Here is a 23397-nt window from a genome sequence, read left to right on the forward strand (position 1 = left end):
CGTGCTCGACGTGAACTTCTTCGATCAGCTCAAGATCGGCCTCGCGACCGCTGACGACATCCGCAACTGGTCGTTCGGCGAGGTCAAGAAGCCTGAGACGATCAACTACCGCACGCTCAAGCCCGAGCGTGACGGTCTCTTCTGCGAGAAGATCTTCGGTCCCACCCGGGACTGGGAGTGCTACTGCGGCAAGTACAAGCGCGTGCGCTTCAAGGGCATCATCTGCGAGCGCTGCGGCGTGGAGGTGACGCGCTCGAAGGTCCGCCGTGAGCGGATGGGCCACATCGAGCTCGCCGCCCCGGTCACGCACATCTGGTACTTCAAGGGCGTGCCCAGCCGTCTGGGCTACCTGCTGGACCTGGCCCCGAAGGACCTCGAGAAGGTCATCTATTTCGCGGCGTACATGATCACCTCGGTCGACGAGGATGCTCGCACCCGCGACCTGCCGAGCCTCGAGGCGAAGATCCGCCAGGAGATCGAGCAGATCGAGAACCGCAAGAACGACGCGATCAACACCCGGGCCCTCAAGCTCGAGGAGGACGTCGCGGCGCTCGAGGCCGAGGACGCCAAGGCGGCCGAGCTGCGCAAGGTCCGCGACGCGGCCGAGCGCGAGATGGGCCAGCTGCGCGACCGTCACGATCGCGAGATCGCTCGCATCGAGGCCGTGTGGGACCGCTTCAAGAACCTCAAGGTCCAGGACCTCGAGGGCGACGAGCTGCTGTTCCGCGAGATGCAGTACCGCTTCGGCAAGTACTTCGAGGGCTACATGGGCGCCGCGGCGATCCAGAAGCGCCTGCAGGACTTCGACCTCGAGGCCGAGGCCGAGTCGCTGCGCGAGATCATCGCGACGGGCAAGGGTCAGCGCAAGACGCGCTCGCTCAAGCGCCTCAAGGTCGTCTCGGCCTTCATGGGCAGCGAGAACAGCCCGGCCGGCATGGTGCTGGACGCGGTCCCGGTGATCCCGCCGGAGCTGCGCCCGATGGTCCAGCTCGACGGTGGCCGCTTCGCGACCTCCGACCTCAACGACCTGTACCGCCGCGTGATCAACCGCAACAACCGCCTCAAGCGACTGCTCGACCTCGGCGCGCCCGAGATCATCGTCAACAACGAGAAGCGGATGCTGCAGGAGGCCGTCGACTCGCTGTTCGACAACGGCCGTCGTGGCCGTCCCGTCACGGGTCCGGGCAACCGCCCGCTGAAGTCGATCTCCGACATGCTCAAGGGCAAGCAGGGTCGCTTCCGCCAGAACCTGCTCGGCAAGCGCGTCGACTACTCGGGCCGTTCGGTCATCGTCGTCGGCCCGCAGCTCAAGCTGCACCAGTGCGGTCTGCCCAAGCAGATGGCGCTGGAGCTGTTCAAGCCGTTCGTGATGAAGCGCCTGGTCGACCTGAACCACGCGCAGAACATCAAGAGCGCCAAGCGCATGGTCGAGCGTGCCCGCCCGGTCGTGTGGGACGTGCTCGAGGAGGTCATCACCGAGCACCCCGTGCTGCTGAACCGCGCCCCCACGCTGCACCGTCTGGGCATCCAGGCGTTCGAGCCGCAGCTCATCGAGGGCAAGGCCATCCAGATCCACCCGCTCGTGTGCTCGGCCTTCAACGCCGACTTCGACGGTGACCAGATGGCCGTGCACCTGCCGCTGAGCGCGGAGGCGCAGGCCGAGGCCCGCATCCTGATGCTGTCGACGAACAACATCCTCAAGCCGTCGGACGGCCGACCGGTCACCATGCCCACCCAGGACATGATCATCGGTCTGTACTTCCTGACGCTCGAGCGCGACGGCCACCCGGGCGAGGGTCGTGCCTTCAGCTCGGCCGCCGAGGCGACGATGGCGTTCGAGCGTGGCGAGATCACGCTGCAGAGCAAGATCAAGATCCGCCTGGGCGACGAGGTCCGCGAGACCACGCTCGGCCGCGCGATCTTCAACGACGCCCTGCCGGCGGACTACCCGTTCGTCAACTTCCAGGTCGGCAAGAAGGAGCTCGGCGTCATCGTCAACGACCTCGCCGAGCGCTACAGCAAGGTCGACGTGGCGGTGGCCCTGGACAACCTCAAGGACACCGGCTTCCACTGGGCGACGCGCTCGGGTGTGACCATCTCCATGGACGACGTCGTGTCGCCCGAGGAGAAGCAGCAGATCCTCGAGAAGTACGAGGCTCAGGCCGCCAAGGTCCAGCAGCAGTTCGACCGCGGTCTCATCACCGAGGACGAGCGTCGCCAGGAGCTCATCGAGATCTGGACCCAGGCCACGGCCGAGGTCGCCGGCTCGATGGAGGAGCTGTTCAAGGCCAGCGGGGACAACCCGATCTGGATGATGGTCAACTCCGGCGCCCGCGGCAACATGATGCAGCTGCGTCAGATCGCCGCCATGCGAGGCCTGGTCGCCAACCCGAAGGGCGAGATCATCCCGCGCCCGATCAAGGCGAACTACCGTGAGGGCCTGTCGGTCGTCGAGTACTTCATCGCGACGCACGGCGCTCGCAAGGGCCTGGCGGACACGGCTCTGCGTACGGCCGACTCGGGTTACCTGACCCGTCGTCTGGTCGACGTCAGCCAGGATGTCATCATCCGCGAGGAGGACTGCGGCACCGAGCGTGGCCTGCCCAAGGTCATCGCGACGCGCCTCGACGACGGCACGCTGGTCGCCGCCGAGAACGTCGAGACCTCGGCCTACGCCCGCAACGCGGCGGTGGACATCGTCCACCCCGAGACGGGCGAGGTGCTGGTCGGTGCGGGCGAGGACCTCGGCGACGTCGAGATCACGCAGCTCATCGCCGCCGGCGTCGAGACGATCAAGGTCCGTACGGTCCTGACGTGTGACGCGCAGACCGGCACGTGCGCCAAGTGCTACGGCCGCTCGCTGGCGACCGGCAAGCTCGTCGACATCGGCGAGGCCGTCGGCACCATCGCGGCCCAGTCGATCGGTGAGCCCGGCACGCAGCTGACGATGCGTACCTTCCACACCGGTGGTGTGGCCGGTGACGACATCACGCACGGTCTGCCGCGCGTCGTCGAGCTCTTCGAGGCCCGTCAGCCCAAGGGCAAGGCGCCCATCACCGAGGCCGCCGGTCGCATCACGATCGACGACTCGGACAAGGGCCGCAAGCTCGTCGTCACCCCCGACGACGGCGCCGAGCCGATGGAGTACCCGGTCACGAAGCGTGCCCGTCTGCTCATCAAGGACGGCGACCGCGTCGAGGTCGGCCAGCAGCTCACGCACGGTACGCCCGATCCGCAGGAGGTCCTGCGCATCCTGGGTGTCCGCAAGGCGCAGGAGCACCTCGTGGACGAGGTCCAGGAGGTCTACCGCAGCCAGGGCGTGGCGATCCACGACAAGCACATCGAGATCATCGTGCGCCAGATGCTCCGTCGCGTGACGGTCATCGAGCAGGGCGACTCGAACCTCATCCCCGGTGACCTCGCGGATCGCGCGGTCTTCGAGGAGGAGAACCGCCGCGTCGTGGCCGAGGGCGGCACGCCCGCCTCGGGCCGTCCGGTGCTCATGGGCATCACGAAGGCCTCGCTGGCCGTCGAGTCCTGGCTGTCGGCCGCCTCCTTCCAGGAGACGACCCGCGTCCTCACCGAGGCCGCGATCCAGGGCAAGTCGGACTCGCTGCGCGGTCTGAAGGAGAACATCATCATCGGCAAGCTGATCCCGGCCGGCACCGGCCTGGAGCGGTACCGCAACATCCGGGTCGAGCCGACCGAGGAGGCGCGTCAGAACGCCTACGCGGTCAGCGGCTACGACAGCTTCGACTACCAGTTCGGAGCCTCGGACGCCGCGCCGGTGGCGTTGGACGACTACGACTTCAGCTTCGACAACTGAGTCACCGCGAAGGGGCCCTGCCGATCCGGCAGGGCCCCTTCGTCATGCCCGGCGATCGAGTGCCGGCGAGCGCAGCGAGACGGTGTATCGAGATCACCGAGACAGCAACGTGATCTCGATACACCCGCTCGTTCCTCGCGGGCACTCGATCACCGGGTGGCTCGCCGGCACTTCGATCACGGGGTGGTCAGCGCAGGTGGTGGCCCATGGGCCGCTCGACGCGGCGGCTGACCGGCTCGGGGCCGCGGTCCCACACGTCGGGGTGCGGCTCCTGCGAGTGGTAGGTGTCCTCGCGCGGGTCGCGGAACATCCAGGTCAGCCTCGGCTCGAACAGCGGGCGGAACACCGTGGCCACGGGCTTGGTCATCAGCACGTTCGCCACGATGACGGCCACGATGCAGCAGCCCAGCACGGCGGTGGCGCCATACGGCTCGATGCGGTCCCACAGCCGGAAGTGCCGGTCCAGCCACAGGATGACGAAGCCGTGCAGCAGGTAGCAGTAGAAGGTGCGCCCGCCCAGTGCGGTCGTCCACGAGCGCGCCCGTGGCACGAGCGACAGTGCGGCGAGCGTGAGCACGAACGCGATCGCCAGCAGCACGGCACGCACGACGATGCCCTCGACCGGCCCGGCGCCGAGCTCGTCGTAGCGGGCCTTCCACAGCAGCCACGTCGTGGGCCACCGGTCGGTCCAGTCCCGCGCGTACAGCTGGCACAGCACGAACGTGCCCACGAGCAGCGCGACCGAGGCGATGCGCAGCCGGACGTCGCCCAGGCGCAGGAACATGCTGCGGTCGAAGTGCAGGCCGATGACGTAGAACGGCAGCAGCCCCAGCACCTTCGGCAGCGCGAGAACGTTGGGGATCTCGATCAGGCCGGCCAGCAGGGAGATGGCGATGGCGGTGGTGATCGGGTACTTCAGCGCGCGCCAGATCGGCGTGGTGATGCGCCAGATGAACAGCGCCGCCAGGAACCAGCCGAGCCACTGCGGGGACAGGATCATGAGGTGCTCGGGCTCGCCGTCGTAGTGCCGCGTGATGAGCTGCAGGCCGGTCTCGACCAGCAGGTACGGCACGATGAGCGTCGACACGATGCGCCGGATCTGGCGGAAGTCGCCGACGTAGTGCCGGGCCGTGTAGCCGGAGATCAGCACGAAGAACGGCATGTGGAACGCGTAGATCCACGTGTACACGCCGCGGGCGGAGTCCATGACGACCAGCTCGGTCAGGGAGTGGCCGATGACCACGAGCAGCATGACCCAGTAGCGGGCGTTGTCGAGGTAGGCGACGCGCTCCGCGGGGGCCGCCGTGCTGACGGGCAGGGGATCGAGACGACTCATCGCCTCGACTGTAACGGCCCGCGGAGGTTTCAGCCCCCGGGCGGCGGGGTGGGCGTCGTGGTGGTCGCCGAGGTCGGCGTGATGAACAGCGACAGGTAGTTCCCGCGGGCCGAGAGCGTGTGGACCGTGCGCACCGTCGTGCCGTCCGCGCCGGGGCCCCACGTCGTCACGATGACCTCGTTGAGGTCGGCGATGACGTCCCGCTTGAGGGAGCCCTCCGCCACACGGGTGCCGGTGAAGGCCTCGCTGATCTCGGTGGCGATCGAGGCGCGCAGCGTGGTCATGGTGGCGAACTCGGGCCGGCGCGCCGACAGCAGGACGGTCGCGCTCGAGGGCGCGGTGTAGCCGTCGATGGCGGGGGAGCCGGGGGCGGCGTCCTCGTCCATCTTGGGCCAGATCCAGCCGGTCTTCTCGGTCGTGGACTCGACGTCCTCGGGATCGGGGAGGTCCTCGGGAGTGCGGTCCTCCTGGCCCTCGCGCGGGTCGCCGACGTAGGCGACGCGCAGGGTCATGACGGGCTGCGTGAGCGACGCCAGGTTCCCCGTGCGCGTGGGGACGCGGCCGGGGTCGAGGTCCAGCTGGACGCGCAGCTCGCGGCCGCCCGGCGTGGTGCCGGTGATGTCGAGGGAGCAGCCGGTGACGCGGCGATCGCGGGCGCGGCAGTAGGCCGACAGGTCATCGGTGACGACGTCGGCGTCGGGGAACAGCACGTCGAGCTCGGCGAGCAGGCGGCGCACGACCAGCGTGGGGTCGCCGTCGATCCGCATGAGCGAGATGAACGTGTCGGGCCGCGGCGGCTCCTCGAGGTCCTCGAAGCTGTCGCCCTCGGGGCGGGTGCTGACGGTCGGCTCGGTCGTGGGCGTCGGCGTGGGCTCGGTGCCCTGCTCCTCCGCCTCCTCGAGCGCCTTCTCGGCCTGGACGGCCTCGAGCTCGGGCTTGTACGCGTCGATGAGCCGCTCGCTGCGGAACCGCACGAGCGGGCCCAGCTGCGAGGCGCCGTCGGGGACGATCAGGCCGTAGGCGATGGGGCTCGCGGGACCGCTCTCGTGCACGTCGATCTCGGGCGGCGTGGCGGTGCGGTCGGCGCTCTGGGTCGGGCCGGCGGTGGTGCAGCCGGTCAACGTCATGAGCAGTGTCGCGGCCACGGCGGCGGTCAAACGGCGCATCGATCCCCTCGGTCCGGTGTGAGGCCCCAAGGGTAGCCGGTGGCGTCGTATCGTTCTGAGCATGTTCGCTCCCAGCCACCCCGAGGGCATCTTCACGTACGGGGCGCCGGGGCTGAAGTTCGGGCCCGGGGCGCGCCACGAGATCGCGCACGACCTGGGGCGGTTCGCGCCGCGTCGCGTCCTCGTCGTGACGGACCCGGGCGTCGCCGCCACGGGGTCCCCGCAGGAGGTCGCCGACCAGATCACCGCCTCGGGCGTCGAGGCCGTCGTGTTCGACGGCGCCCGCGTCGAGCCGACCGACGCCAGCCTCGTCCGGGCGATCGAGTTCGCCCGCGCGAACGGGCCGTTCGACGTGGTGATCGCGATCGGCGGGGGCAGCAGCATCGACACGGCCAAGGCGGTCAACCTGCTGCTGACCAACGACGGCGAGCTGATGGACTACGTCAACGTCCCCGTGGGACGGGGGCAGGCGCCGGCGAAGCCGTTGCTGCCGCTCATCGCCGTCCCCACCACGACGGGCACGGGCAGCGAGAGCACCACGATCTGCGTGCTGGACGTCGTGGACCAGCACGTCAAGACCGGCATCTCGCACGCCGCCCTGCGCCCGACCTACGCGGTCGTCGATCCCGAGCTGACGATCTCGCAGCCGGCGGGCGTCACCGCGGCGTCGGGCCTGGACATCCTGTGCCACGCCCTCGAGAGCTACACGGCCCGGCCGTACACGTCCTACGAGGCGAAGCAGCCGTCCGAGCGCGTCCCGTACTGCGGCGCCAACCCCATCGCCGACCTGTGGTCCGAGAAGGCACTGACCCTCATGAGCACGGCCTTCCGCACGGCCGTGCGGCGCGGCGACGACGTGGGTGCGCGCGAGCAGATGGCGATGGCCGCGACGTTCGCGGGCCTGGGCTTCGGCAACGCCGGCGTCCACATCCCGCACGCGAACGCGTACCCGATCGCCGGCCAGGTGGGCGACTTCCACCCGGCCGGCTACCCCGAGCCGGACGGCACGACCGGGCACGGGCTGGTGCCGCACGGGATGGCGGTGTCCCAGACCGCGCCGGCGGCGTTCCGGTTCACCTTCGAGGCCGCCCCCGAGCGTCACGTGCGCGCGGCGCAGCTGCTCGACCCGACCGCCGAGATGACGGACGACCCGGCCGAGCTGCTGCCCACCGTGCTGACCTCGGTCATGCGCGACGTCGGCGTCCCGTCGGGCCTGGCCGAGCTCGGCTTCGGGCAGCACGACCTGGCGTCGCTCGCCGAGGGCACGCTCAAGCAGCAGCGCCTGCTCGCGACCGCCCCGCGCGAGGTGACCGAGGACGACGTCGTGGCGATCCTGGCCGACTCCGTCGAGCTGTGGTGACGGTCCGGCCGTGACGGCACGCACCACCGCGACCGACCGGGTGTTCGCCCTGCTGCGCGAGCGCATCGTCGGTGGTGAGCTTCCCGCCGGCTCGCAGCACTCCATCTACCGGCTCGCCGACCAGCTCGAGGTCTCGCGCACGCCCGTCCGCGAGGCGGTGCTGCGCCTGGCCGACCTGGGCCTAGTCGAGATCGAGCGCAATCGCGGTGTCCGGGTCCGCGGCGTCACGGTCGCCGACGTGCGCGAGGTCTTCGAGCTCAGGCTGCTCCTCGAGGTCCCCACCGCCGCCGCGGCCGCCACCCGGGCGGACGAGGCCGTCCGCACGGCGATCGCCGCGAACGTCGCCGCGACGCGCGAGCACGGCGCCGAGGGTGACGAGGCGGGATTCACCGCGGTGGACCGTGACTTCCACGCCCTCGTCGCCGAGACCTCGGGCAACCAGCGCCTGCGTGACGAGGTGGCGCGCCTCCGGGACTCGATCCAGGCGCGGGGCGTGTCCACGTTCGGCCGGTCGCGCCCGCTGTCCGAGGTCGCCGGCGAGCACGCCGCCGTCGCGGACGCGATCGCGCGCCGGTCGCCCGCCGAGGCCGCCGCGCGCATGGCCGACCACCTCGAGCGCACGGCCACCCTGCTCATGGGGCAGGTGGCGGCCACGGGGGAGGACGTCGACCCGGACTGGGCGCGCGACGTCCGTGCGGCCCTGCGCCTCTCGACGGAGTAGCATGCTACTGACCGTCCCGGATGGAGGAGCCCCGTGACCACTCCCGTGATCGACCCGCCCGCCGGCGCGACCGGCGATGTCGTCGCCGCGCTGCGCCGTGCCGGCGTCACCGACGTCGACGACTCTTCCCTGGCCCGCGCGCTCTACAGCTCGGACGCGTCCCTCTACCGCGTGGAGCCCACCGTCGTGGTGCGGCCGCGCGACCACGACGAGGTCCACGCCGTCGTCGAGGCCTGTCGCGAGACCGGCACGCCCCTGACCTCTCGCGGCGCCGGCACCTCGATCGCCGGCAACGCCGTCGGCACCGGCGTGGTCCTGGACTTCTCCCGGCACATGAACCGGATCCTCGCCGTCGACGAGGCCACCGCCACGGCCGAGGTCCAGCCCGGCGTCGTGCACGCCGCACTGCAGCGCGCCGCCGCGCCCCTGGGGCTGCGCTACGGCCCCGACCCGTCGACGCACACGCGCTGCACGGTCGGCGGCATGATCGGCAACAACGCGTGCGGGAACCGCGCCCTCGGCTACGGCCGCAGCGCCGACAACGTCGCGGCGCTCGACCTGCTGACGATGACGGGGGAGCGGATCCAGGTCGGCCGCGACGTGGCCGTCGCGTCCGAGCGGCTCGAGCGGCTGCGCGGGCTCGTGGGCGACCACCTGGCCACGGTGCGCACCGAGTTCGGCCGCTTCGGCCGGCAGGTCTCGGGCTACAGCCTCGAGCACCTGCTGCCCGAGCGGGGGTTCGACGTCGCCTCGTTCATGGCGGGCACCGAGGGAACGCTGGCCGTCATGCTCGGCGCCACCGTCGACCTCGTGCGCGACGCGCCCGTCCGGCACCTGCTGCTGCTGTCGTTCCCGTCGATGGCCGAGGCCGCCGACCACGTCCCGGCGATCCTGCCGTTCGGCCCGATCGCGTGCGAGGGCCTCGGCGGCCGCATCGTCGAGGTCTACCGGGCGGCCAACGGCCCGTCCTCGGTCCCCGCGATGCCCGAGGGCGACGGCTTCCTCTACGTCGAGCTCGCCGGCGACGACCCGGCCGAGCTGCGCGCCCAGGCCGACGAGGTCGTCCGCGCGGCCGGCGCGCTGGGCCACCGCCACGTGACCTCGCCGATCGAGCAGTCGGTGCTGTGGCGGATCCGCGAGGAGGGCGCGGGCCTGGCCTCGCGCGTCTGGGACCGCCCCGCGCTGGCCGGCTGGGAGGACGCCGCCGTCCCGCCCGAGCGGCTGGGGGAGTACCTGCGCGGCTTCGAGGCGCTGCTGGAGGAGCACGACCTGCACGGCACGCCCTTCGGCCACTTCGGCGACGGCTGCGTCCACGTGCGCATCGACTTCCCGATCGACGCACCCGGCGGCCGGGACGGGTTCCGGTCGTTCCTGACCGACGCCGCCCACCTGGCGGCGTCGCACGGCGGCTCGTTCTCCGGCGAGCACGGCGACGGCCGCGCGCGCTCGGAGCTGCTGCCGATCATGTACTCGCCCGAGGCGATCGCCCTGTTCGAGCAGGTCAAGCACGTCTTCGACCCCGACGACCTGCTCAACCCCGGCGTCCTGGTGCGCCCGCGTCCGCTCGACGCGGACCTGCGGACCCTCGGCGCGGGCTGGCCCGCCGGCCTCCCGGCGACCCGCAAGGGCCTCAGGCTGCTGCACGACGACGGCGACTTCGGCGCCGCGGTCCACCGGTGCACCGGCGTCGGCAAGTGCCTCGCGGCCCCCGCCGCGGGCGTCATGTGCCCGTCCTTCCAGGCGACGCGCAACGAGAAGGACTCGACGCGCGGCCGCTCGCGCGTGCTGCAGGAGATGGTCGACGGCCGCTCGGTGAACGGCGGCTGGTCGAGCCCCGAGGTGCACGAGGCACTGGACCTGTGCCTGTCGTGCAAGGGGTGCCTGGGCGACTGCCCCACGGGCGTCGACATGGCCAGCTACAAGTCCGAGGTCCTGCACCAGACGTACAAGGGACGGCGCCGCCCGCGCAGCCACTACATCCTGGGCCGCCTGCCGATGTGGGCGCGGCTGGGCGCTCCGCTGGCCCGCCTCACGAACGTCGCGATGCGCGTGCCGGGCATCGCACACGTCGCGCGCTGGGTCGCCGGCATCGACCAGCGGCGCAGCATCCCGGCGTTCGCGCCGCGCACGTTCTCCAAGGAGATGGCCCGCCGCGAGCCCGTCACGGGCGGCGACCCCGTGCTCGTGTGGGCCGACTCGTTCACCGAGTACTTCTCCACCGACGCCGGCCGCGCGGCCGTGCGACTCCTGGAGCGCGCGGGCTACGAGGTGCGGTTACTCGAGCGCCAGCAGTGCTGCGGCCTGACATGGATCAGCACGGGCCAGCTCGACCACGCCGCGAGGCTCGCGGGCGCCGCGGTCGAGCAGCTGCACCCGTTCGTGGAGCAGGGCATCCCCGTCGTCGGGCTCGAGCCCTCGTGCCTGGCCGTCCTGCGCACCGACGCCGTCGAGCTCGTCGACGACCCGCGCGCCGCCGAGGTCGCGCGGGGCGTGTTCACCCTGGCCGAGCTGCTGCGCGACCGCGAGGAGCTCGAGGTCCCGGACCTCAGCGGCCGGACGCTCGTCGTGCAGCCGCACTGCCACCAGTCCTCGGTCATGGGCTTCGAGGCGGACCTGCAGCTGCTGTCGCGCACGGGCGCCACGGTGCAGCGGGTCGGCGGCTGCTGCGGCCTGGCGGGCAACTTCGGCGTCGAGAAGGGGCACTACGAGGTCTCCGTGGCGGTCTCGGAGCTGCAGCTCATGCCGGCCGTCCGCGACGCGGGGCCGGACGCGATCGTGGTGGCCGACGGCTTCAGCTGCCGCACGCAGCTGGACGACCTCGCCGGGGTGCGCGCCGTCCACCTCGCGCAGCTGCTGCTCGGCGAGGACTGAGCACGGCAGGATGACGCCATGGAAGACCCGCTGATCCTGCTCGGCCGCGAGATGGCCGGGGTGGCGTCCCTCGTCGGCCGCCTCGAGGGCGACGAGCCCGTGCCGGCGTGCCCGGACTGGACCACCGCCGAGCTGGTGAGGCACCTGGGGTCGGTCCACCGCTGGGCGGCGGCGATCGTCCTGTCCGGGCAGCGGATCCCCGAGGAGCCGGCCGCGCGGGCGACCGAGCCGCTCGACGAGTGGTACGCGGGCACCGCGACCGCGCTCATCGCGGCGCTGCAGGCCGTCGACCCCGACGAGCCGACGCCGAACTTCGCCGGCATCGACGAGGTCGCCGCGTTCTGGCCGCGCCGCCAGCTGCACGAGACGTGCGTGCACCGCGTCGACCTGGCCCAGGCGCTCGACCTGCCCGAGATCGTCTGGGACGTCGACCCGCAGGTCGCCACGGACGGGATCTCCGAGGCGATCCGCGTGTTCGGCCGTCGCATGACCCAGCGTGGGCGCCGTCCCCACGTGCACGCGCCGATCCGTCTCGTGGCCACCGATGTCGAGCGCTCCTGGATCGTCGCCCCGGACGAGGACGACCCGGCCGGACCCCCGCGCCTCGTGCAGCGCGAGGTCGACGTCGAGGGCGAGGCCGTCGGCACGGCGACCGACCTCTACCTCGCGCTGTGGGGCCGTGTCCCGGCCGCGGCCGTCGCCCCGGCCGGCGCCGCGGAGGCCTTCTTCGCCGGCCCGCGCGTCCCCTGAGGAGGGGGCGTCGCCGCCCGGCGGAGGCGATTTGTCCCGACGTGGTGCGCTCGGGTAACATGGGGAGCCGTGCCCGATGTGAGTCGGCGCGACGTTCGAACGGACAAGGGCCCCTGGCCCGATGATCCGTGACCACGGTGGCCGGATGCCGGCGTGGTGGAGATCGAGGAAGACCCGCGAGGCGGCATGCGCGCCCGCGATTGCAACGGGAGACCCTCCCAGGAAGAGGCATAGTGCCCACCATCAACCAGCTCGTCCGCAAGGGCCGCCAGAGCAAGGTCGTCAAGACCAACACGCCGGCCCTCAAGGGCTCGCCCCAGCGCCGTGGCGTGTGCACCCGCGTGTACACCACGACCCCGAAGAAGCCGAACTCCGCGCTGCGGAAGGTCGCCCGTGTGCGCCTGTCCAGCGGCACCGAGGTCACCGCGTACATCCCCGGTGAGGGCCACAACCTGCAGGAGCACTCGATCGTGCTCGTGCGCGGCGGTCGTGTGAAGGACCTCCCGGGCGTTCGCTACAAGATCATCCGCGGCTCCCTCGACACCCAGGGCGTCAAGGGCCGCAAGCAGGCTCGCAGCCGTTACGGCGCGAAGAAGGAGAAGAGCTGATGCCTCGCAAGGGTCCCGCTCCGAAGCGTGCCATCGAGACCGATCCGGTCTACGGCAGCCAGCTGGTCACCCAGCTGATCAACAAGGTGCTGTTCGACGGCAAGAAGCAGGTCGCTCAGCGCATCGTCTACGCCGCCCTCGAGGGCACGCGCGAGAAGACCGGCACCGATCCGGTCATCACGCTCAAGCGCGCGCTGGACAACGTCAAGCCCAGCCTCGAGGTCAAGAGCCGCCGCGTCGGCGGTGCGACCTACCAGGTCCCGATCGACGTCCGTCCCGGCCGTCAGACCACCCTCGCGCTGCGCTGGCTCGTCAAGTACAGCTCCGAGCGTCGCGAGAAGACCATGGCCGAGCGTCTCCAGAACGAGCTGCTCGACGCCAGCAACGGCCTCGGTGCCAGCGTGAAGAAGCGCGAGGACACCCACAAGATGGCCGAAGCCAACAAGGCGTTCGCCCACTACCGCTGGTGATCGTGGGCGCGGGGCTCCACGCCCCGCGCTCCCTCACCGTTCCACATCTCTGCGAAGGCTGATCCTCACGTGGCAACCGACATCACCACCGACCTGACGAAGGTCCGCAACATCGGCATCATGGCGCACATCGATGCCGGCAAGACCACCACCACCGAGCGCATCCTGTTCTACACCGGCATCACGTACAAGATCGGTGAGGTCCACGAGGGCGGCGCCACCATGGACTGGATGGAGCAGGAGCAGGAGCGCGGCATCACCATCACGTCCGCCGCGACGACCTGCTGGTGGAAGAAGCACCAGATCAACATCATCGACACGCCCGGTCACGTCGACTTCACCGTCGAGGTCGAGCGCTCGCTGCGCGTCCTCGACGGCGCGGTCGCCGTGTTCGACGGCGTCGCCGGCGTCGAGCCGCAGTCCGAGACCGTGTGGCGTCAGGCCGACAAGTACGGCGTCCCGCGCATGTGCTTCGTCAACAAGCTCGACCGCACCGGCGCGTCCTTCGACTTCTGCGTCAAGACGATCCGCGAGCGCCTCGGCGCGACGGCCCTCGTGATGCAGCTGCCGATCGGCGCCGAGTCCGACTTCCTGGGCGTCGTCGACCTGGTCGAGATGCGCGCGCTCACGTGGCGCGGGGAGACGGCCGTGGGCGAGGACTACACGGTCGAGGAGATCCCGGCCGACATGGCCGACGCCGCCGCCGAGGGTCGCGAGAACCTGCTCGAGACGCTGGCCGACGTCGACGACGAGATCGCCATGGCGTACCTCGAGGGTGAGGAGATCTCGGTCGAGGACCTCAAGGCCGCGATCCGTCGCGCCACCCTGGCCGCCAAGCTCAACCCGGTCCTGTGCGGCACGGCGTTCAAGAACAAGGGCGTCCAGCCCCTGCTCGACGCCGTCGTCGACTACCTGCCCAGCCCCGTCGACGTGGGCGCGGTCAAGGGTCACGACGCCAAGGACGAGTCCATCGAGGACACGCGCGAGCCTTCCGAGGACGCGCCGTTCGCCGGCCTGGCGTTCAAGATCGCCGCTGACCCGCACCTGGGCAAGCTGACGTTCGTCCGCGTCTACTCCGGTCGCCTCGAGGCGGGCACGCAGGTGCTCAACGTCACGAAGGGCCGCAAGGAGCGGATCGGCAAGATCTACCAGATGCACGCGAACAAGCGTGAGGAGATCGCCTCGGTCGGCGCCGGCCAGATCGTCGCCGTCATGGGCCTGAAGGACACCACCACCGGCGAGACGCTCGCGGACGCCTCGGCGCCCATCGTGCTCGAGTCGATGACGTTCCCGGACCCGGTGATCGAGGTCGCGATCGAGCCCAAGACCAAGGGCGACCAGGAGAAGCTCGGCGTCGCGATCCAGCGTCTCGCCGAGGAGGACCCGACGTTCCAGGTCCACACCGACGAGGAGACCGGTCAGACGATCATCGCCGGCATGGGCGAGCTCCACCTCGACATCCTGGTCGACCGCATGAAGCGCGAGTTCCGCGTCGAGGCCAACGTCGGCAAGCCGCAGGTCGCGTACCGCGAGACGATCCGCCGCAAGGTCGAGGGCGTCTCCTACACGCACAAGAAGCAGACCGGTGGCTCGGGCCAGTTCGCCAAGGTCGTCATCGGCATCGAGCCCAACAGCCCGGCTGCCGGTGGCGAGGGCGGCTACGAGTTCGTCAACGAGGTCACGGGCGGCCGCGTGCCGCGCGAGTACATCCCCTCGGTCGACGCCGGTGCCCAGGACGCCATGCAGTTCGGTGTCATCGCCGGGTACCCGATGGTCGACGTCAAGGTCACGCTCGAGGACGGCGCCTACCACGACGTCGACTCCTCCGAGCTCGCGTTCAAGCTCGCCGGCTCGATGGCGTTCAAGGAGGCTGCGCGCAAGGCCGACCCGGTCCTGCTCGAGCCGATGTTCGCCGTCGAGGTCACGACGCCCGAGGACTACATGGGCGACGTGATCGGCGACCTCAACTCCCGACGTGGACAGGTCCAGTCCATGGAGGAGGGCTACGGCGGCGCCAAGATGATCAAGGCGCTCGTGCCGCTGTCCGAGATGTTCGGGTACGTGGGCGACCTGCGGTCCAAGACCTCGGGACGCGCGTCGTACTCGATGCAGTTCGACTCCTACGCCGAGGTCCCCAAGGCCGTGGCCGAAGAGATCGTCAAGAAGGCCCGGGGCGAGTGAGCTTCGGCCCCATCGCATAGGGTGGCCTGAGGTTCGCTCCTACGCGTTCCACACGGCGTTTCAGTCAACACAAGCTAGAGAAACCAAACCAGGAGGGCCCAAGTGGCTAAGGCGAAGTTCGAGCGGACCAAGCCGCACATGAACATCGGCACCATCGGTCACATCGACCATGGCAAGACGACGCTGACCGCGGCGATCACCAAGGTGCTGCACGACAAGTACCCGGATCTGAACGAGGACTACGCGTTCGATCAGATCGACAAGGCTCCCGAGGAGCGCCAGCGCGGCATCACGATCTCGATCTCGCACGTCGAGTACCAGACCGAGAACCGCCACTACGCGCACGTCGACTGCCCCGGCCACGCCGACTACGTCAAGAACATGATCACCGGCGCGGCTCAGATGGACGGCGCGATCCTCGTGGTCGCCGCCACCGACGGCCCGATGCCGCAGACGCGTGAGCACGTGCTGCTCGCCCGCCAGGTCGGCGTGCCGGCCATGGTCGTGGCGCTCAACAAGTGCGACATGGTCGACGACGAGGAGATCCTGGAGCTCGTCGAGCTCGAGGTCCGTGAGCTGCTCAACGAGCAGGACTTCGACGGCGACAACGTCCCCGTCGTCAAGGTCGCGGCCCACCCGGCCCTGACCGGCGACGCCAAGTGGGGCGAGTCGATCCTCGAGCTCATGAACGCGGTCGACGAGTACATCCCGCTGCCCCCGCGTGAGACGGACAAGCCGTTCCTCATGCCGGTCGAGGACGTCTTCACGATCACCGGTCGTGGCACCGTCATCACCGGCCGCATCGAGCGCGGCGTCGTCAAGGTCAACGACACGGTCGACATCGTCGGCATCCGTGAGACCAAGCAGACGACGACCGTCACGGGCATCGAGATGTTCCGCAAGCTCCTCGACGAGGGCCAGGCGGGCGAGAACGTCGGCCTGCTGCTGCGTGGCACGAAGCGCGAGGACGTCGAGCGCGGCATGGTCGTGATCGCGCCCGGCTCGACCACCCCGCACACGGAGTTCGAGGGCCAGGTCTACATCCTGTCCAAGGAGGAGGGTGGCCGTCACACGCCGTTCTTCAACAACTACCGTCCGCAGTTCTACTTCCGCACCACGGACGTCACCGGCGTCGTCACGCTGCCCGAGGGCACCGAGATGGTCATGCCCGGCGACAACACCGAGATGTCGGTCGTGCTGATCCAGCCGATCGCCATGGAGGAGGGCCTGCGCTTCGCCATCCGCGAGGGCGGCCGCACCGTCGGCGCCGGCCGTGTCACCAAGATCAACAAGTGAGCTTGCTGATCTGACACGCACTGCGTGAGGAACCCCCGGGACTTCGGTCCCGGGGGTTCTTTCGTTCCCCGGTAGCCTGCGGGCATGGGGCACGACCACGCACACGGCGCCGGGGTCCGACACCGCGGCAAGCTGCTCGCGGTGCTCGGCCTCACCCTCGGTGTCCTGGTGGTCCAGGTGGTCGTGGGGCTGCTGACCGGTTCGCTCGCGCTGCTCGCCGACGCGGGCCACATGCTGAGCGACTCGTTCGGCCTGGTGCTGGCGCTGGCCGCGATCTCGGTCGCTCAGCGGCCCGGGGGACCGCGGCAGACCTACGGCGTCCACCGCACCGAGGTGCTCGCCGCCGGCATCAACGGCCTCGTGCTGCTGGGCATCTGCGTGGCGATCGTCGTCGGTGCGCTCCGCCGGCTCGACGACCCGCCGGCGATCGAGGGCGGGTGGGTCCTTGCGGCCGGCGTGGTGGGGCTCGTCGTCAACGTGGTCGGCCTGGTCGTGCTCCGGTCGGGGGCGCAGGAGAGCCTCAACGTCCGCGGTGCCTACCTCGAGGTGCTGGGGGACGCGCTCGGCTCGGTCGCCGTCATCGCGTCCGCCGTCGTGATCCTGCTGACCGGCTGGCACGCGGCCGACCCGGTCGCCTCCCTGCTGATCGCGGCGCTCGTCGTGCCGCGCGCGGTGTCGCTGCTGCGGGACGTCGCGGAGGTGCTGCTGGAGTCGAGCCCCCGCGACGTCGACCTGGCCGAGGTGCGCGGCCACATCCTCGGGGTGCAGGGCGTCGTCGACGTCCACGACCTGCATGTGTGGACCATCACGAGCGGCATGCCGGTCATGAGCGCCCATGTCGTGGTGGACGAGTCCGTCACGGACATGGCCGACGCGCACCACGTGCTCGACCACCTGTGCTCGTGCCTGAGCCATCACTTCGACGTCGCCCACTCGACCTTCCAGATCGAGCCCGCGGGGCACGTCGAGACCCGCTGCCACGCGAGCGGCTGAGCGCCGACGGGGGCGGGGTGTCGGACGGCACACGAGAACGGTTCGGACCCGATTTGTGTTGGAGCCCCGGCGTCTGTCAGAATGGTCAGGTTGCCCCGGCATGTTCGCGGTGGCTCATGCGGTCAGGAATCTCACGCCTGGCTCAACGCAGGGGCCGGACCCGAGACCATGTTGTCCGGCCAGTCGCACCCGCAATCGTGAGGCGGAGCCGGTCCAACCACCTAACTCGAGAAGTGTGCGAACTTGCGTGCGTCCAGCACTGCGACACGCCCGACCTCGGGATACGGAACAAGGGGGCATGCTGTCCCCGAACCCGGGGCCCAGCGAACGAAGACGAACGTAAAGGACGAGCGAGAGCATGGCGGGACAGAAGATCCGTATCCGGCTCAAGGCCTACGACCACGAGGTCATCGATTCGTCGGCGAAGAAGATCGTCGACACGGTGACCCGCACCGGTGCCAGGGTCGCCGGCCCCGTGCCGCTGCCGACGGAGAAGAACGTGTATGTAGTCATCCGTTCGCCGCACAAGTACAAGGACAGCCGCGAGCACTTCGAGATGCGCACCCACAAGCGGCTCATCGACATCATCGACCCCACGCCGAAGACCGTCGACTCGCTCATGCGACTCGACCTGCCGGCCGGTGTCGACATCGAGATCAAGCTCTGAGGGAGGAACGCACACCATGAGCAGCACTCTCACCGCGCGCGGCCTCCTCGGTCGCAAGCTCGGCATGACCCAGGTCTGGGACGAGAACAACCGGGTCGTCCCGGTGACCGTCCTCGAGGCCTCGACGAACATCGTCACCCAGATCCGCACCCGCGAGACGGACGGCTACAGCGCCGTCCAGCTCGGCTTCGGCGAGATCGACGGCCGCAAGCTCACCAAGCCGCAGGCCGGCCACTTCGCGAAGGCCGGCGTCACGCCGCGCCGCCACGTCGTGGAGATCCGCACCGAGGCCGTCGCCGACTACACCGTGGGCCAGGAGATCTCGCCCGAGATCTTCGCCGCCGGTGACAAGGTCGACGTGACCGCCACCAGCAAGGGCAAGGGCTTCGCCGGCGTCATGAAGCGTCACGGCTTCGCCGGCGTCTCCGCCTCGCACGGCGCGCACCGCAACCACCGCAAGCCCGGCTCGATCGGTGGCTGCGCCACGCCCGGTCGCGTCTTCAAGGGCCTGCGCATGGCGGGCCACATGGGCACGGACACCGTGACCACCCAGAACCTCACCGTCCACGCGGTCGACACCGAGCGCGGCCTGATCCTGGTCAAGGGCGCCGTGCCCGGGGCCAAGGGCGCCCTCGTGGTCATCCGCTCCGCTGCGAAGGGAGCCTGACCGACATGGCACAGACGATTGACGTCGACCTGCCCGTCGACATCTTCAACGCCCGCGTCAGCATTCCGCTGATGCACCAGGTCGTCACCGCCCAGCTGGCCGCCGCCCGTCAGGGCACGCACGACACCAAGTCGCGCGGCGAGGTCGCCGGCGGTGGCAAGAAGCCGTACCGCCAGAAGGGCACCGGTCGCGCTCGCCAGGGCTCGATCCGCGCTCCCCAGTACGCCGGCGGTGGCGTCGTGCACGGCCCCACGCCGCGCTCGTACGAGCAGCGCACGCCCAAGAAGATGAAGGCCGCCGCCCTGCGTGGCGCCCTCACGGACCGCGCCCGCAGCGGCCGCCTGCACGTCGTCGACGCGCTCGTGACCGGTGACGCCCCGTCCACCAAGACGGCGCTCGCCGCGGTGCGCGAGCTCTCGAACCGCGCCCGTGTCCTCGTGGTCGTCGACCGCGACGACGCGCTGACGGTCAAGAGCCTGCGCAACGCCGAGTTCATCGCGCTGCTGACGTTCGACCAGCTCAACACGTACGACGTGCTGCTGGCCGACGACGTCATCTTCACCAAGGCCGCGTTCGACGCCTTCGTGGCGGCGCGCTCGACCGAGGGCGCCGAGACGGTCAAGCTCAGCCAGGCCGCGGTCGAGGCCGACGCGCCCGCCGCCCAGCCCGCGAAGCCCGCCAAGGCGGACGACGCGAAGGCCGGCGCCACGAAGACCCAGCCGTACGGCCCGGGTTCGAAGGCTCCGCTGGCCAGCGGCAACGCGCCCAAGGGCCACGAGGTCAAGGGCGACGACAACGCCAAGACCTTCGTCGTGCCCGGTGCCGCCGCGTACGACGAGACGGAGGCCACGGTCTGGTTCGACAGCGCCGAGAGCGCCGAGGCCGCCGGGTTCACCGCCCAGGAGGAGAACTGATGACGAACCACGGAACCTTCGCGCGTGACGTGCTGATCGCGCCGGTCGTCAGCGAGAAGAGCTACGGCCTGCTCGACGACAACAAGTACACGTTCGTGGTCCACCCGGACGCCAACAAGACCCAGATCAAGATCGCCGTCGAGGAGATCTTCGGGGTCAAGGTCACCGCGGTGAACACGATCAACCGCAAGGGCAAGACCCGTCGCACCCGCAACGGCCTCGGCAAGCGCAAGGACACCAAGCGCGCCGTCGTCAGCGTGGCCGCGGGTCAGAGCATCGACATCTTCTCGAGCCCGAGCTGAAGGACTGACTGACACATGGCTATTCGCAAGTACAAGCCCACCACGCCGGGCCGTCGCGGCTCGAGCGTGGCGGACTTCGCCGAGATCACGCGCACGACGCCCGAGAAGTCGCTGGTCCAGCCGCTGCCCAAGAAGGGCGGCCGCAACAACCAGGGTCGCATCACCACCCGTCACCAGGGTGGTGGCCACAAGCGCGCCTACCGCATCATCGACTTCAAGCGCTACGACAAGGACGGCGTGCCGGCCAAGGTCGCTCACATCGAGTACGACCCCAACCGCACCGCCCGCATCGCGCTGCTGCATTACGCCGACGGCGAGAAGCGCTACATCATCGCGCCCGAGGGCCTGAAGCAGGGCATGACCGTCGAGGCCGGCACCGGCGCCGACATCAAGCCCGGCAACAACCTGCCGCTGCGCAACATCCCCGTCGGCACCACGATCCACGCGATCGAGCTGCGTCCCGGCGGCGGCGCCAAGATGGGCCGCTCGGCCGGCGCCAAGGTGCAGCTCGTCGCCCGTGAGGGCAGCAAGGCGCAGTTGCGCCTGCCCTCCGGCGAGATGCGCTACGTCGACGTCCGCTGCCGCGCCACGATCGGCGAGGTCGGCAACGCCGAGCAGTCGAACATCAACTGGGGCAAGGCCGGCCGCAACCGCTGGAAGGGCAAGCGCCCGACCGTCCGCGGTGTCGCCATGAACCCGATCGACCACCCGCACGGTGGTGGCGAGGGCAAGACCTCCGGTGGCCGTCACCCGGTCAGCCCGTGGGGCAAGCCCGAGGGCCGTACGCGCAAGCGCAAGGCCAGCGACCAGATGATCGTCCGCCGACGCAAGAGCGGCCGCTGAGAGAGGACCTGGAGTAAAAGATGCCTCGTAGTTTGAAGAAGGGTCCCTTCGTCGACGGCCACCTCGAGAAGAAGGTGGACGCGCAGAACGAAGCCGGAACCCACAACGTGATCAAGACCTGGTCGCGTCGCTCGATGATCCTGCCGTCCTTCATCGGACACACGATCGCCGTGCACGACGGCCGCAAGCACGTGCCCGTCTTCGTGACCGACTCCATGGTCGGCCACAAGCTGGGTGAGTTCGCTCCCACCCGCACGTTCAAGGGCCACGAGAAGGACGATCGGAAGGCGAAGCGTCGATGAGTGCCACCACCCGCGACAACACGAGCCACCGCCGCGAGCGGCTGCTCGGCGACGCCCCCGGCGCCTTCGCCGTCGCGCGCTTCGTGCGTGTGACGCCGCAGAAGGCCCGTCGTGTCGCCGACCTGATCCGCGGCGCCCGCGTCGAGGACGCGCTGACCATGCTGAAGTTCCAGCCGCAGGCCGTGGCCGAGAACTTCCTCAAGCTGGTCGGCTCGGCCGCGGCGAACGCCGAGACCACCGAGGGCCTCCAGCGTGCCGACCTGGTCATCACCCAGGTCATGGTCGACGAGGGCCCGACGATGAAGCGCTGGCGTCCCCGCGCCAAGGGTGCGGCCAACCGCATCCTGAAGCGCACCAGCCACCTCACGGTGGTCGTCGAACCTGCAACTGACAAGAAGGGTGGCAACTGACATGGGTCAGAAGATCAACCCGCACGGTTTCCGCCTGGGCATCTCCACGGATCACAAGAGCCGTTGGTACGCCGACAAGCTGTACAGCAGCTACGTCGGTGAGGACGTCAAGATCCGCCGCCTGCTGACCAAGGGCATGGACCGCGCCGGCATCAGCCGCGTCGAGATCGAGCGCACCCGCGACCGCGTCCGCGTGGACATCCACACGGCGCGTCCGGGCATCGTCATCGGTCGCCGTGGCGCCGAGGCCGACCGCATCCGCGGCGACCTGGAGAAGCTGACCGGCAAGCAGGTCCAGCTGAACATCCTCGAGGTCAAGCAGCCCGAGATGGACGCCCAGCTCGTCGCGCAGGGCGTGGCCGAGCAGCTGTCGGGTCGTGTGCAGTTCCGCCGCGCCATGCGCAAGGCGATGCAGACGACGATGCGCAGCGGCGCCAAGGGCATCCGCATCCAGTGCTCCGGCCGTCTCGGCGGCGCCGAGATGAGCCGCTCGGAGTTCTACCGCGAGGGTCGCGTCCCGCTGCACACGCTGCGCGCGGACGTCGACTACGGCTTCTACGAGGCCAAGACGACCTTCGGCCGCATCGGCGTGAAGGTCTGGATCTACAAGGGTGAGGTCGCCGGCACCCGCGCCGAGCGCGAGGCCGAGCAGGCCCGTCGCGCCGCCGCCCCCGGCAGCCGTCGTCCCGGTCGTGGAGAGCGTGGCGGTCGCCGCCCCGCTCGTGACGCCGCCCCCGCCACCGCTGCCGCGCCCGCGGCCGCCACGGCTCCCGCGGCCACGGAAGGAGCTGAGTCCTGATGTTGATGCCTCGTCGCGTCAAGTACCGCAAGCAGCACCACCCCAAGCGGCGTGGCGTTGCCAAGGGCGGCACCGAGCTCGCGTTCGGTGACTTCGGCATCCAGGCGGTCGAGGGTCACTACGTGACCAACCGACAGATCGAGTCGGCTCGTATCGCCATGACCCGCCACATCAAGCGTGGCGGCAAGGTCTGGATCAACATCTACCCGGACCGCCCGCTGACCAAGAAGCCCGCTGAGACCCGCATGGGCTCGGGCAAGGGCTCGCCCGAGTGGTGGGTCGCCAACGTCAAGCCCGGCCGCGTCATGTTCGAGCTCTCCGGTGTGTCCGAAGAGGTCGCCCGTGAGGCGATGCGCCGTGCGATCCACAAGCTGCCGATGAAGGCACGCTTCATCACCCGCGAGACAGGAGACCTGTGATGGCAAGCAACGCCGCAGAACTCCGCGACCTCACCGCCGGCGACCTGGCCGAGAAGCTGAAGGAGGCGAAGGAGGAGCTGTTCAACCTGCGCTTCCAGAACGCCACCGGGCAGCTCGACAACACCGCGCGCCTGCGCACGGTGCGCAAGGACATCGCGCGCATCTACACGGTGATCCGTGAGCGCGAGCTCGGCATCATCGAGGAGGTCGAGGCATGAGCACGAAGGACACTGAAGTGAGCAACGAGCGCTCCGCACGCAAGATCCGCGAGGGTCTGGTCGTCAGCGACAAGATGGACAAGACCGTCGTCGTCAGCATCGAGGAGCGCTTCAAGCACCCGCTGTACGGCAAGGTCCTGCGCCGCAACATCAAGCTGAAGGCTCACGACGAGGCCAACGAGGCCGGCATCGGCGACCGCGTGCTCCTGTCGGAGACGCGCCCGCTGTCCGCCACGAAGCGTTGGCGCGTCGTCGAGATCCTCGAGAAGGCGAAGTGA

Annotated in this window: 23 protein-coding genes; 21 read left to right on the top strand and 2 right to left on the bottom strand. The window is 69.9% G+C overall.

Annotation, left to right across the window (positions count from 1 at the left end; translation table 11 throughout):
• Position 1: 1 nt before the first annotated feature.
• Entirely contained in the window at positions 2 to 3826 is a 3825-nt protein-coding gene (locus AB3M81_RS02085; protein ID WP_412902249.1) for a DNA-directed RNA polymerase subunit beta', read from the top strand.
• A gap of 187 nt (positions 3827 to 4013) precedes the next feature.
• Here AB3M81_RS02085 and AB3M81_RS02090 read toward each other — a convergent pair whose 3' ends face one another.
• Both AB3M81_RS02090 and AB3M81_RS02095 read right to left on the bottom strand, forming a co-directional pair.
• Entirely contained in the window at positions 4014 to 5162 is a 1149-nt protein-coding gene (locus tag AB3M81_RS02090; protein ID WP_412902250.1) for an acyltransferase family protein, read from the bottom strand.
• Between the two features lie 29 nt (positions 5163 to 5191).
• Complete coding sequence (locus AB3M81_RS02095; RefSeq protein ID WP_412902251.1) at positions 5192 to 6328, bottom strand: hypothetical protein; 1137 nt, start codon at positions 6326 to 6328, stop codon at positions 5192 to 5194.
• 61 nt (positions 6329 to 6389) lie between these two features.
• Between AB3M81_RS02095 and AB3M81_RS02100 the strand changes: the two genes are divergently transcribed.
• The 20 genes from AB3M81_RS02100 to rpsQ all read left to right on the top strand — a co-directional run bounded on the left by AB3M81_RS02100 (position 6390) and on the right by rpsQ (position 23397).
• Positions 6390 to 7688 (top strand): hydroxyacid-oxoacid transhydrogenase, encoded by a 1299-nt coding sequence (locus tag AB3M81_RS02100; protein ID WP_412902252.1) that lies wholly within the window; start codon positions 6390 to 6392, stop codon positions 7686 to 7688.
• Between the two features lie 10 nt (positions 7689 to 7698).
• Positions 7699 to 8409 (top strand): GntR family transcriptional regulator, encoded by a 711-nt coding sequence (locus tag AB3M81_RS02105; RefSeq protein ID WP_412902253.1) that lies wholly within the window; start codon positions 7699 to 7701, stop codon positions 8407 to 8409.
• Positions 8410 to 8442: 33 nt separating this feature from the next.
• Positions 8443 to 11280, top strand: coding sequence for an FAD-binding and (Fe-S)-binding domain-containing protein (locus AB3M81_RS02110; RefSeq protein ID WP_412902254.1), 2838 nt, complete (start codon positions 8443 to 8445; stop codon positions 11278 to 11280).
• A gap of 18 nt (positions 11281 to 11298) precedes the next feature.
• On the top strand, positions 11299 to 12030 hold the full coding sequence (locus tag AB3M81_RS02115; protein WP_412902255.1) for a maleylpyruvate isomerase family mycothiol-dependent enzyme: 732 nt from the start codon (positions 11299 to 11301) through the stop codon (positions 12028 to 12030).
• Positions 12031 to 12263: 233 nt separating this feature from the next.
• Positions 12264 to 12638 (top strand): 30S ribosomal protein S12, encoded by a 375-nt coding sequence (rpsL, locus tag AB3M81_RS02120; protein ID WP_019143662.1) that lies wholly within the window; start codon positions 12264 to 12266, stop codon positions 12636 to 12638.
• A complete protein-coding gene (rpsG, locus tag AB3M81_RS02125) occupies positions 12638 to 13108 on the top strand; it encodes a 30S ribosomal protein S7 (protein ID WP_412902256.1) in 471 nt (156 codons plus the stop codon). The genes rpsL and rpsG overlap by 1 nt, the downstream gene beginning before the upstream one ends.
• Before the next feature lie 69 nt (positions 13109 to 13177).
• Positions 13178 to 15289, top strand: coding sequence for an elongation factor G (gene fusA / locus AB3M81_RS02130; RefSeq protein ID WP_412902257.1), 2112 nt, complete (start codon positions 13178 to 13180; stop codon positions 15287 to 15289).
• A gap of 102 nt (positions 15290 to 15391) precedes the next feature.
• Positions 15392 to 16585, top strand: a complete 1194-nt coding sequence (tuf, locus tag AB3M81_RS02135; protein WP_412902258.1) for an elongation factor Tu — start codon at positions 15392 to 15394, stop codon at positions 16583 to 16585.
• A gap of 84 nt (positions 16586 to 16669) precedes the next feature.
• Positions 16670 to 17578 carry a cation diffusion facilitator family transporter gene (locus AB3M81_RS02140; RefSeq protein WP_412902259.1) on the top strand — a complete coding sequence of 303 codons (909 nt, stop codon included), beginning with the start codon at positions 16670 to 16672 and terminating at the stop codon, positions 17576 to 17578.
• 358 nt (positions 17579 to 17936) lie between these two features.
• A complete protein-coding gene (gene rpsJ, locus AB3M81_RS02145; protein ID WP_412902260.1) occupies positions 17937 to 18245 on the top strand; it encodes a 30S ribosomal protein S10 in 309 nt (102 codons plus the stop codon).
• A gap of 16 nt (positions 18246 to 18261) precedes the next feature.
• On the top strand, positions 18262 to 18912 hold the full coding sequence (gene rplC / locus AB3M81_RS02150) for a 50S ribosomal protein L3 (protein WP_412902261.1): 651 nt from the start codon (positions 18262 to 18264) through the stop codon (positions 18910 to 18912).
• 5 nt (positions 18913 to 18917) lie between these two features.
• Positions 18918 to 19826 (top strand): 50S ribosomal protein L4, sunset domain variant, encoded by a 909-nt coding sequence (gene rplD, locus AB3M81_RS02155; protein WP_412902262.1) that lies wholly within the window; start codon positions 18918 to 18920, stop codon positions 19824 to 19826.
• Positions 19826 to 20128: a 50S ribosomal protein L23 gene (rplW, locus tag AB3M81_RS02160; protein ID WP_412902263.1), complete on the top strand. Its 303-nt coding sequence runs from the start codon at positions 19826 to 19828 to the stop codon at positions 20126 to 20128. Before rplD ends, rplW begins: the two co-directional genes overlap by 1 nt.
• A gap of 15 nt (positions 20129 to 20143) precedes the next feature.
• Positions 20144 to 20971, top strand: a complete 828-nt coding sequence (gene rplB / locus AB3M81_RS02165; protein WP_412902264.1) for a 50S ribosomal protein L2 — start codon at positions 20144 to 20146, stop codon at positions 20969 to 20971.
• Between the two features lie 20 nt (positions 20972 to 20991).
• Positions 20992 to 21273: a 30S ribosomal protein S19 gene (gene rpsS / locus AB3M81_RS02170; protein ID WP_412902265.1), complete on the top strand. Its 282-nt coding sequence runs from the start codon at positions 20992 to 20994 to the stop codon at positions 21271 to 21273.
• Positions 21270 to 21683: a 50S ribosomal protein L22 gene (gene rplV, locus AB3M81_RS02175; RefSeq protein ID WP_412902266.1), complete on the top strand. Its 414-nt coding sequence runs from the start codon at positions 21270 to 21272 to the stop codon at positions 21681 to 21683. Before rpsS ends, rplV begins: the two co-directional genes overlap by 4 nt.
• Before the next feature lies 1 nt (position 21684).
• Positions 21685 to 22482, top strand: a complete 798-nt coding sequence (gene rpsC, locus AB3M81_RS02180; protein ID WP_412902267.1) for a 30S ribosomal protein S3 — start codon at positions 21685 to 21687, stop codon at positions 22480 to 22482.
• A complete protein-coding gene (gene rplP / locus AB3M81_RS02185; RefSeq protein ID WP_412902268.1) occupies positions 22482 to 22901 on the top strand; it encodes a 50S ribosomal protein L16 in 420 nt (139 codons plus the stop codon). The genes rpsC and rplP overlap by 1 nt, the downstream gene beginning before the upstream one ends.
• Positions 22901 to 23119 (top strand): 50S ribosomal protein L29, encoded by a 219-nt coding sequence (rpmC, locus tag AB3M81_RS02190; protein WP_412902269.1) that lies wholly within the window; start codon positions 22901 to 22903, stop codon positions 23117 to 23119. The genes rplP and rpmC overlap by 1 nt, the downstream gene beginning before the upstream one ends.
• Positions 23116 to 23397 (top strand): 30S ribosomal protein S17, encoded by a 282-nt coding sequence (rpsQ, locus tag AB3M81_RS02195; protein WP_412902270.1) that lies wholly within the window; start codon positions 23116 to 23118, stop codon positions 23395 to 23397. The genes rpmC and rpsQ overlap by 4 nt, the downstream gene beginning before the upstream one ends.

Origin of the sequence: Aeromicrobium jepli (genome assembly GCF_047246605.1) — a bacterium.
Taxonomy (GTDB): Bacteria; Actinomycetota; Actinomycetes; order Propionibacteriales; family Nocardioidaceae; genus Aeromicrobium.

Bases quoted from the DNA above. Each gene is read 5' to 3' on its own strand.
- AB3M81_RS02090 (WP_412902250.1), bottom strand. From the start codon at position 5,162: ATGAGTCGTCTCGATCCCCTGCCCGTCAGCACGGCGGCCCCCGCGGAG.
- AB3M81_RS02095 (WP_412902251.1), bottom strand. From the start codon at position 6,328: ATGCGCCGTTTGACCGCCGCCGTGGCCGCGACACTGCTCATGACGTTG.
- AB3M81_RS02100 (WP_412902252.1), top strand. From the start codon at position 6,390: ATGTTCGCTCCCAGCCACCCCGAGGGCATCTTCACGTACGGGGCGCCG.
- AB3M81_RS02115 (WP_412902255.1), top strand. From the start codon at position 11,299: ATGGAAGACCCGCTGATCCTGCTCGGCCGCGAGATGGCCGGGGTGGCG.
- rpsG (WP_412902256.1), top strand. From the start codon at position 12,638: ATGCCTCGCAAGGGTCCCGCTCCGAAGCGTGCCATCGAGACCGATCCG.
- AB3M81_RS02140 (WP_412902259.1), top strand. From the start codon at position 16,670: ATGGGGCACGACCACGCACACGGCGCCGGGGTCCGACACCGCGGCAAG.
- rpsJ (WP_412902260.1), top strand. From the start codon at position 17,937: ATGGCGGGACAGAAGATCCGTATCCGGCTCAAGGCCTACGACCACGAG.
- rplC (WP_412902261.1), top strand. From the start codon at position 18,262: ATGAGCAGCACTCTCACCGCGCGCGGCCTCCTCGGTCGCAAGCTCGGC.
- rplD (WP_412902262.1), top strand. From the start codon at position 18,918: ATGGCACAGACGATTGACGTCGACCTGCCCGTCGACATCTTCAACGCC.
- rplW (WP_412902263.1), top strand. From the start codon at position 19,826: ATGACGAACCACGGAACCTTCGCGCGTGACGTGCTGATCGCGCCGGTC.
- rplB (WP_412902264.1), top strand. From the start codon at position 20,144: ATGGCTATTCGCAAGTACAAGCCCACCACGCCGGGCCGTCGCGGCTCG.
- rpsS (WP_412902265.1), top strand. From the start codon at position 20,992: ATGCCTCGTAGTTTGAAGAAGGGTCCCTTCGTCGACGGCCACCTCGAG.
- rplV (WP_412902266.1), top strand. From the start codon at position 21,270: ATGAGTGCCACCACCCGCGACAACACGAGCCACCGCCGCGAGCGGCTG.
- rpsC (WP_412902267.1), top strand. From the start codon at position 21,685: ATGGGTCAGAAGATCAACCCGCACGGTTTCCGCCTGGGCATCTCCACG.
- rplP (WP_412902268.1), top strand. From the start codon at position 22,482: ATGTTGATGCCTCGTCGCGTCAAGTACCGCAAGCAGCACCACCCCAAG.
- rpmC (WP_412902269.1), top strand. From the start codon at position 22,901: ATGGCAAGCAACGCCGCAGAACTCCGCGACCTCACCGCCGGCGACCTG.
- rpsQ (WP_412902270.1), top strand. From the start codon at position 23,116: ATGAGCACGAAGGACACTGAAGTGAGCAACGAGCGCTCCGCACGCAAG.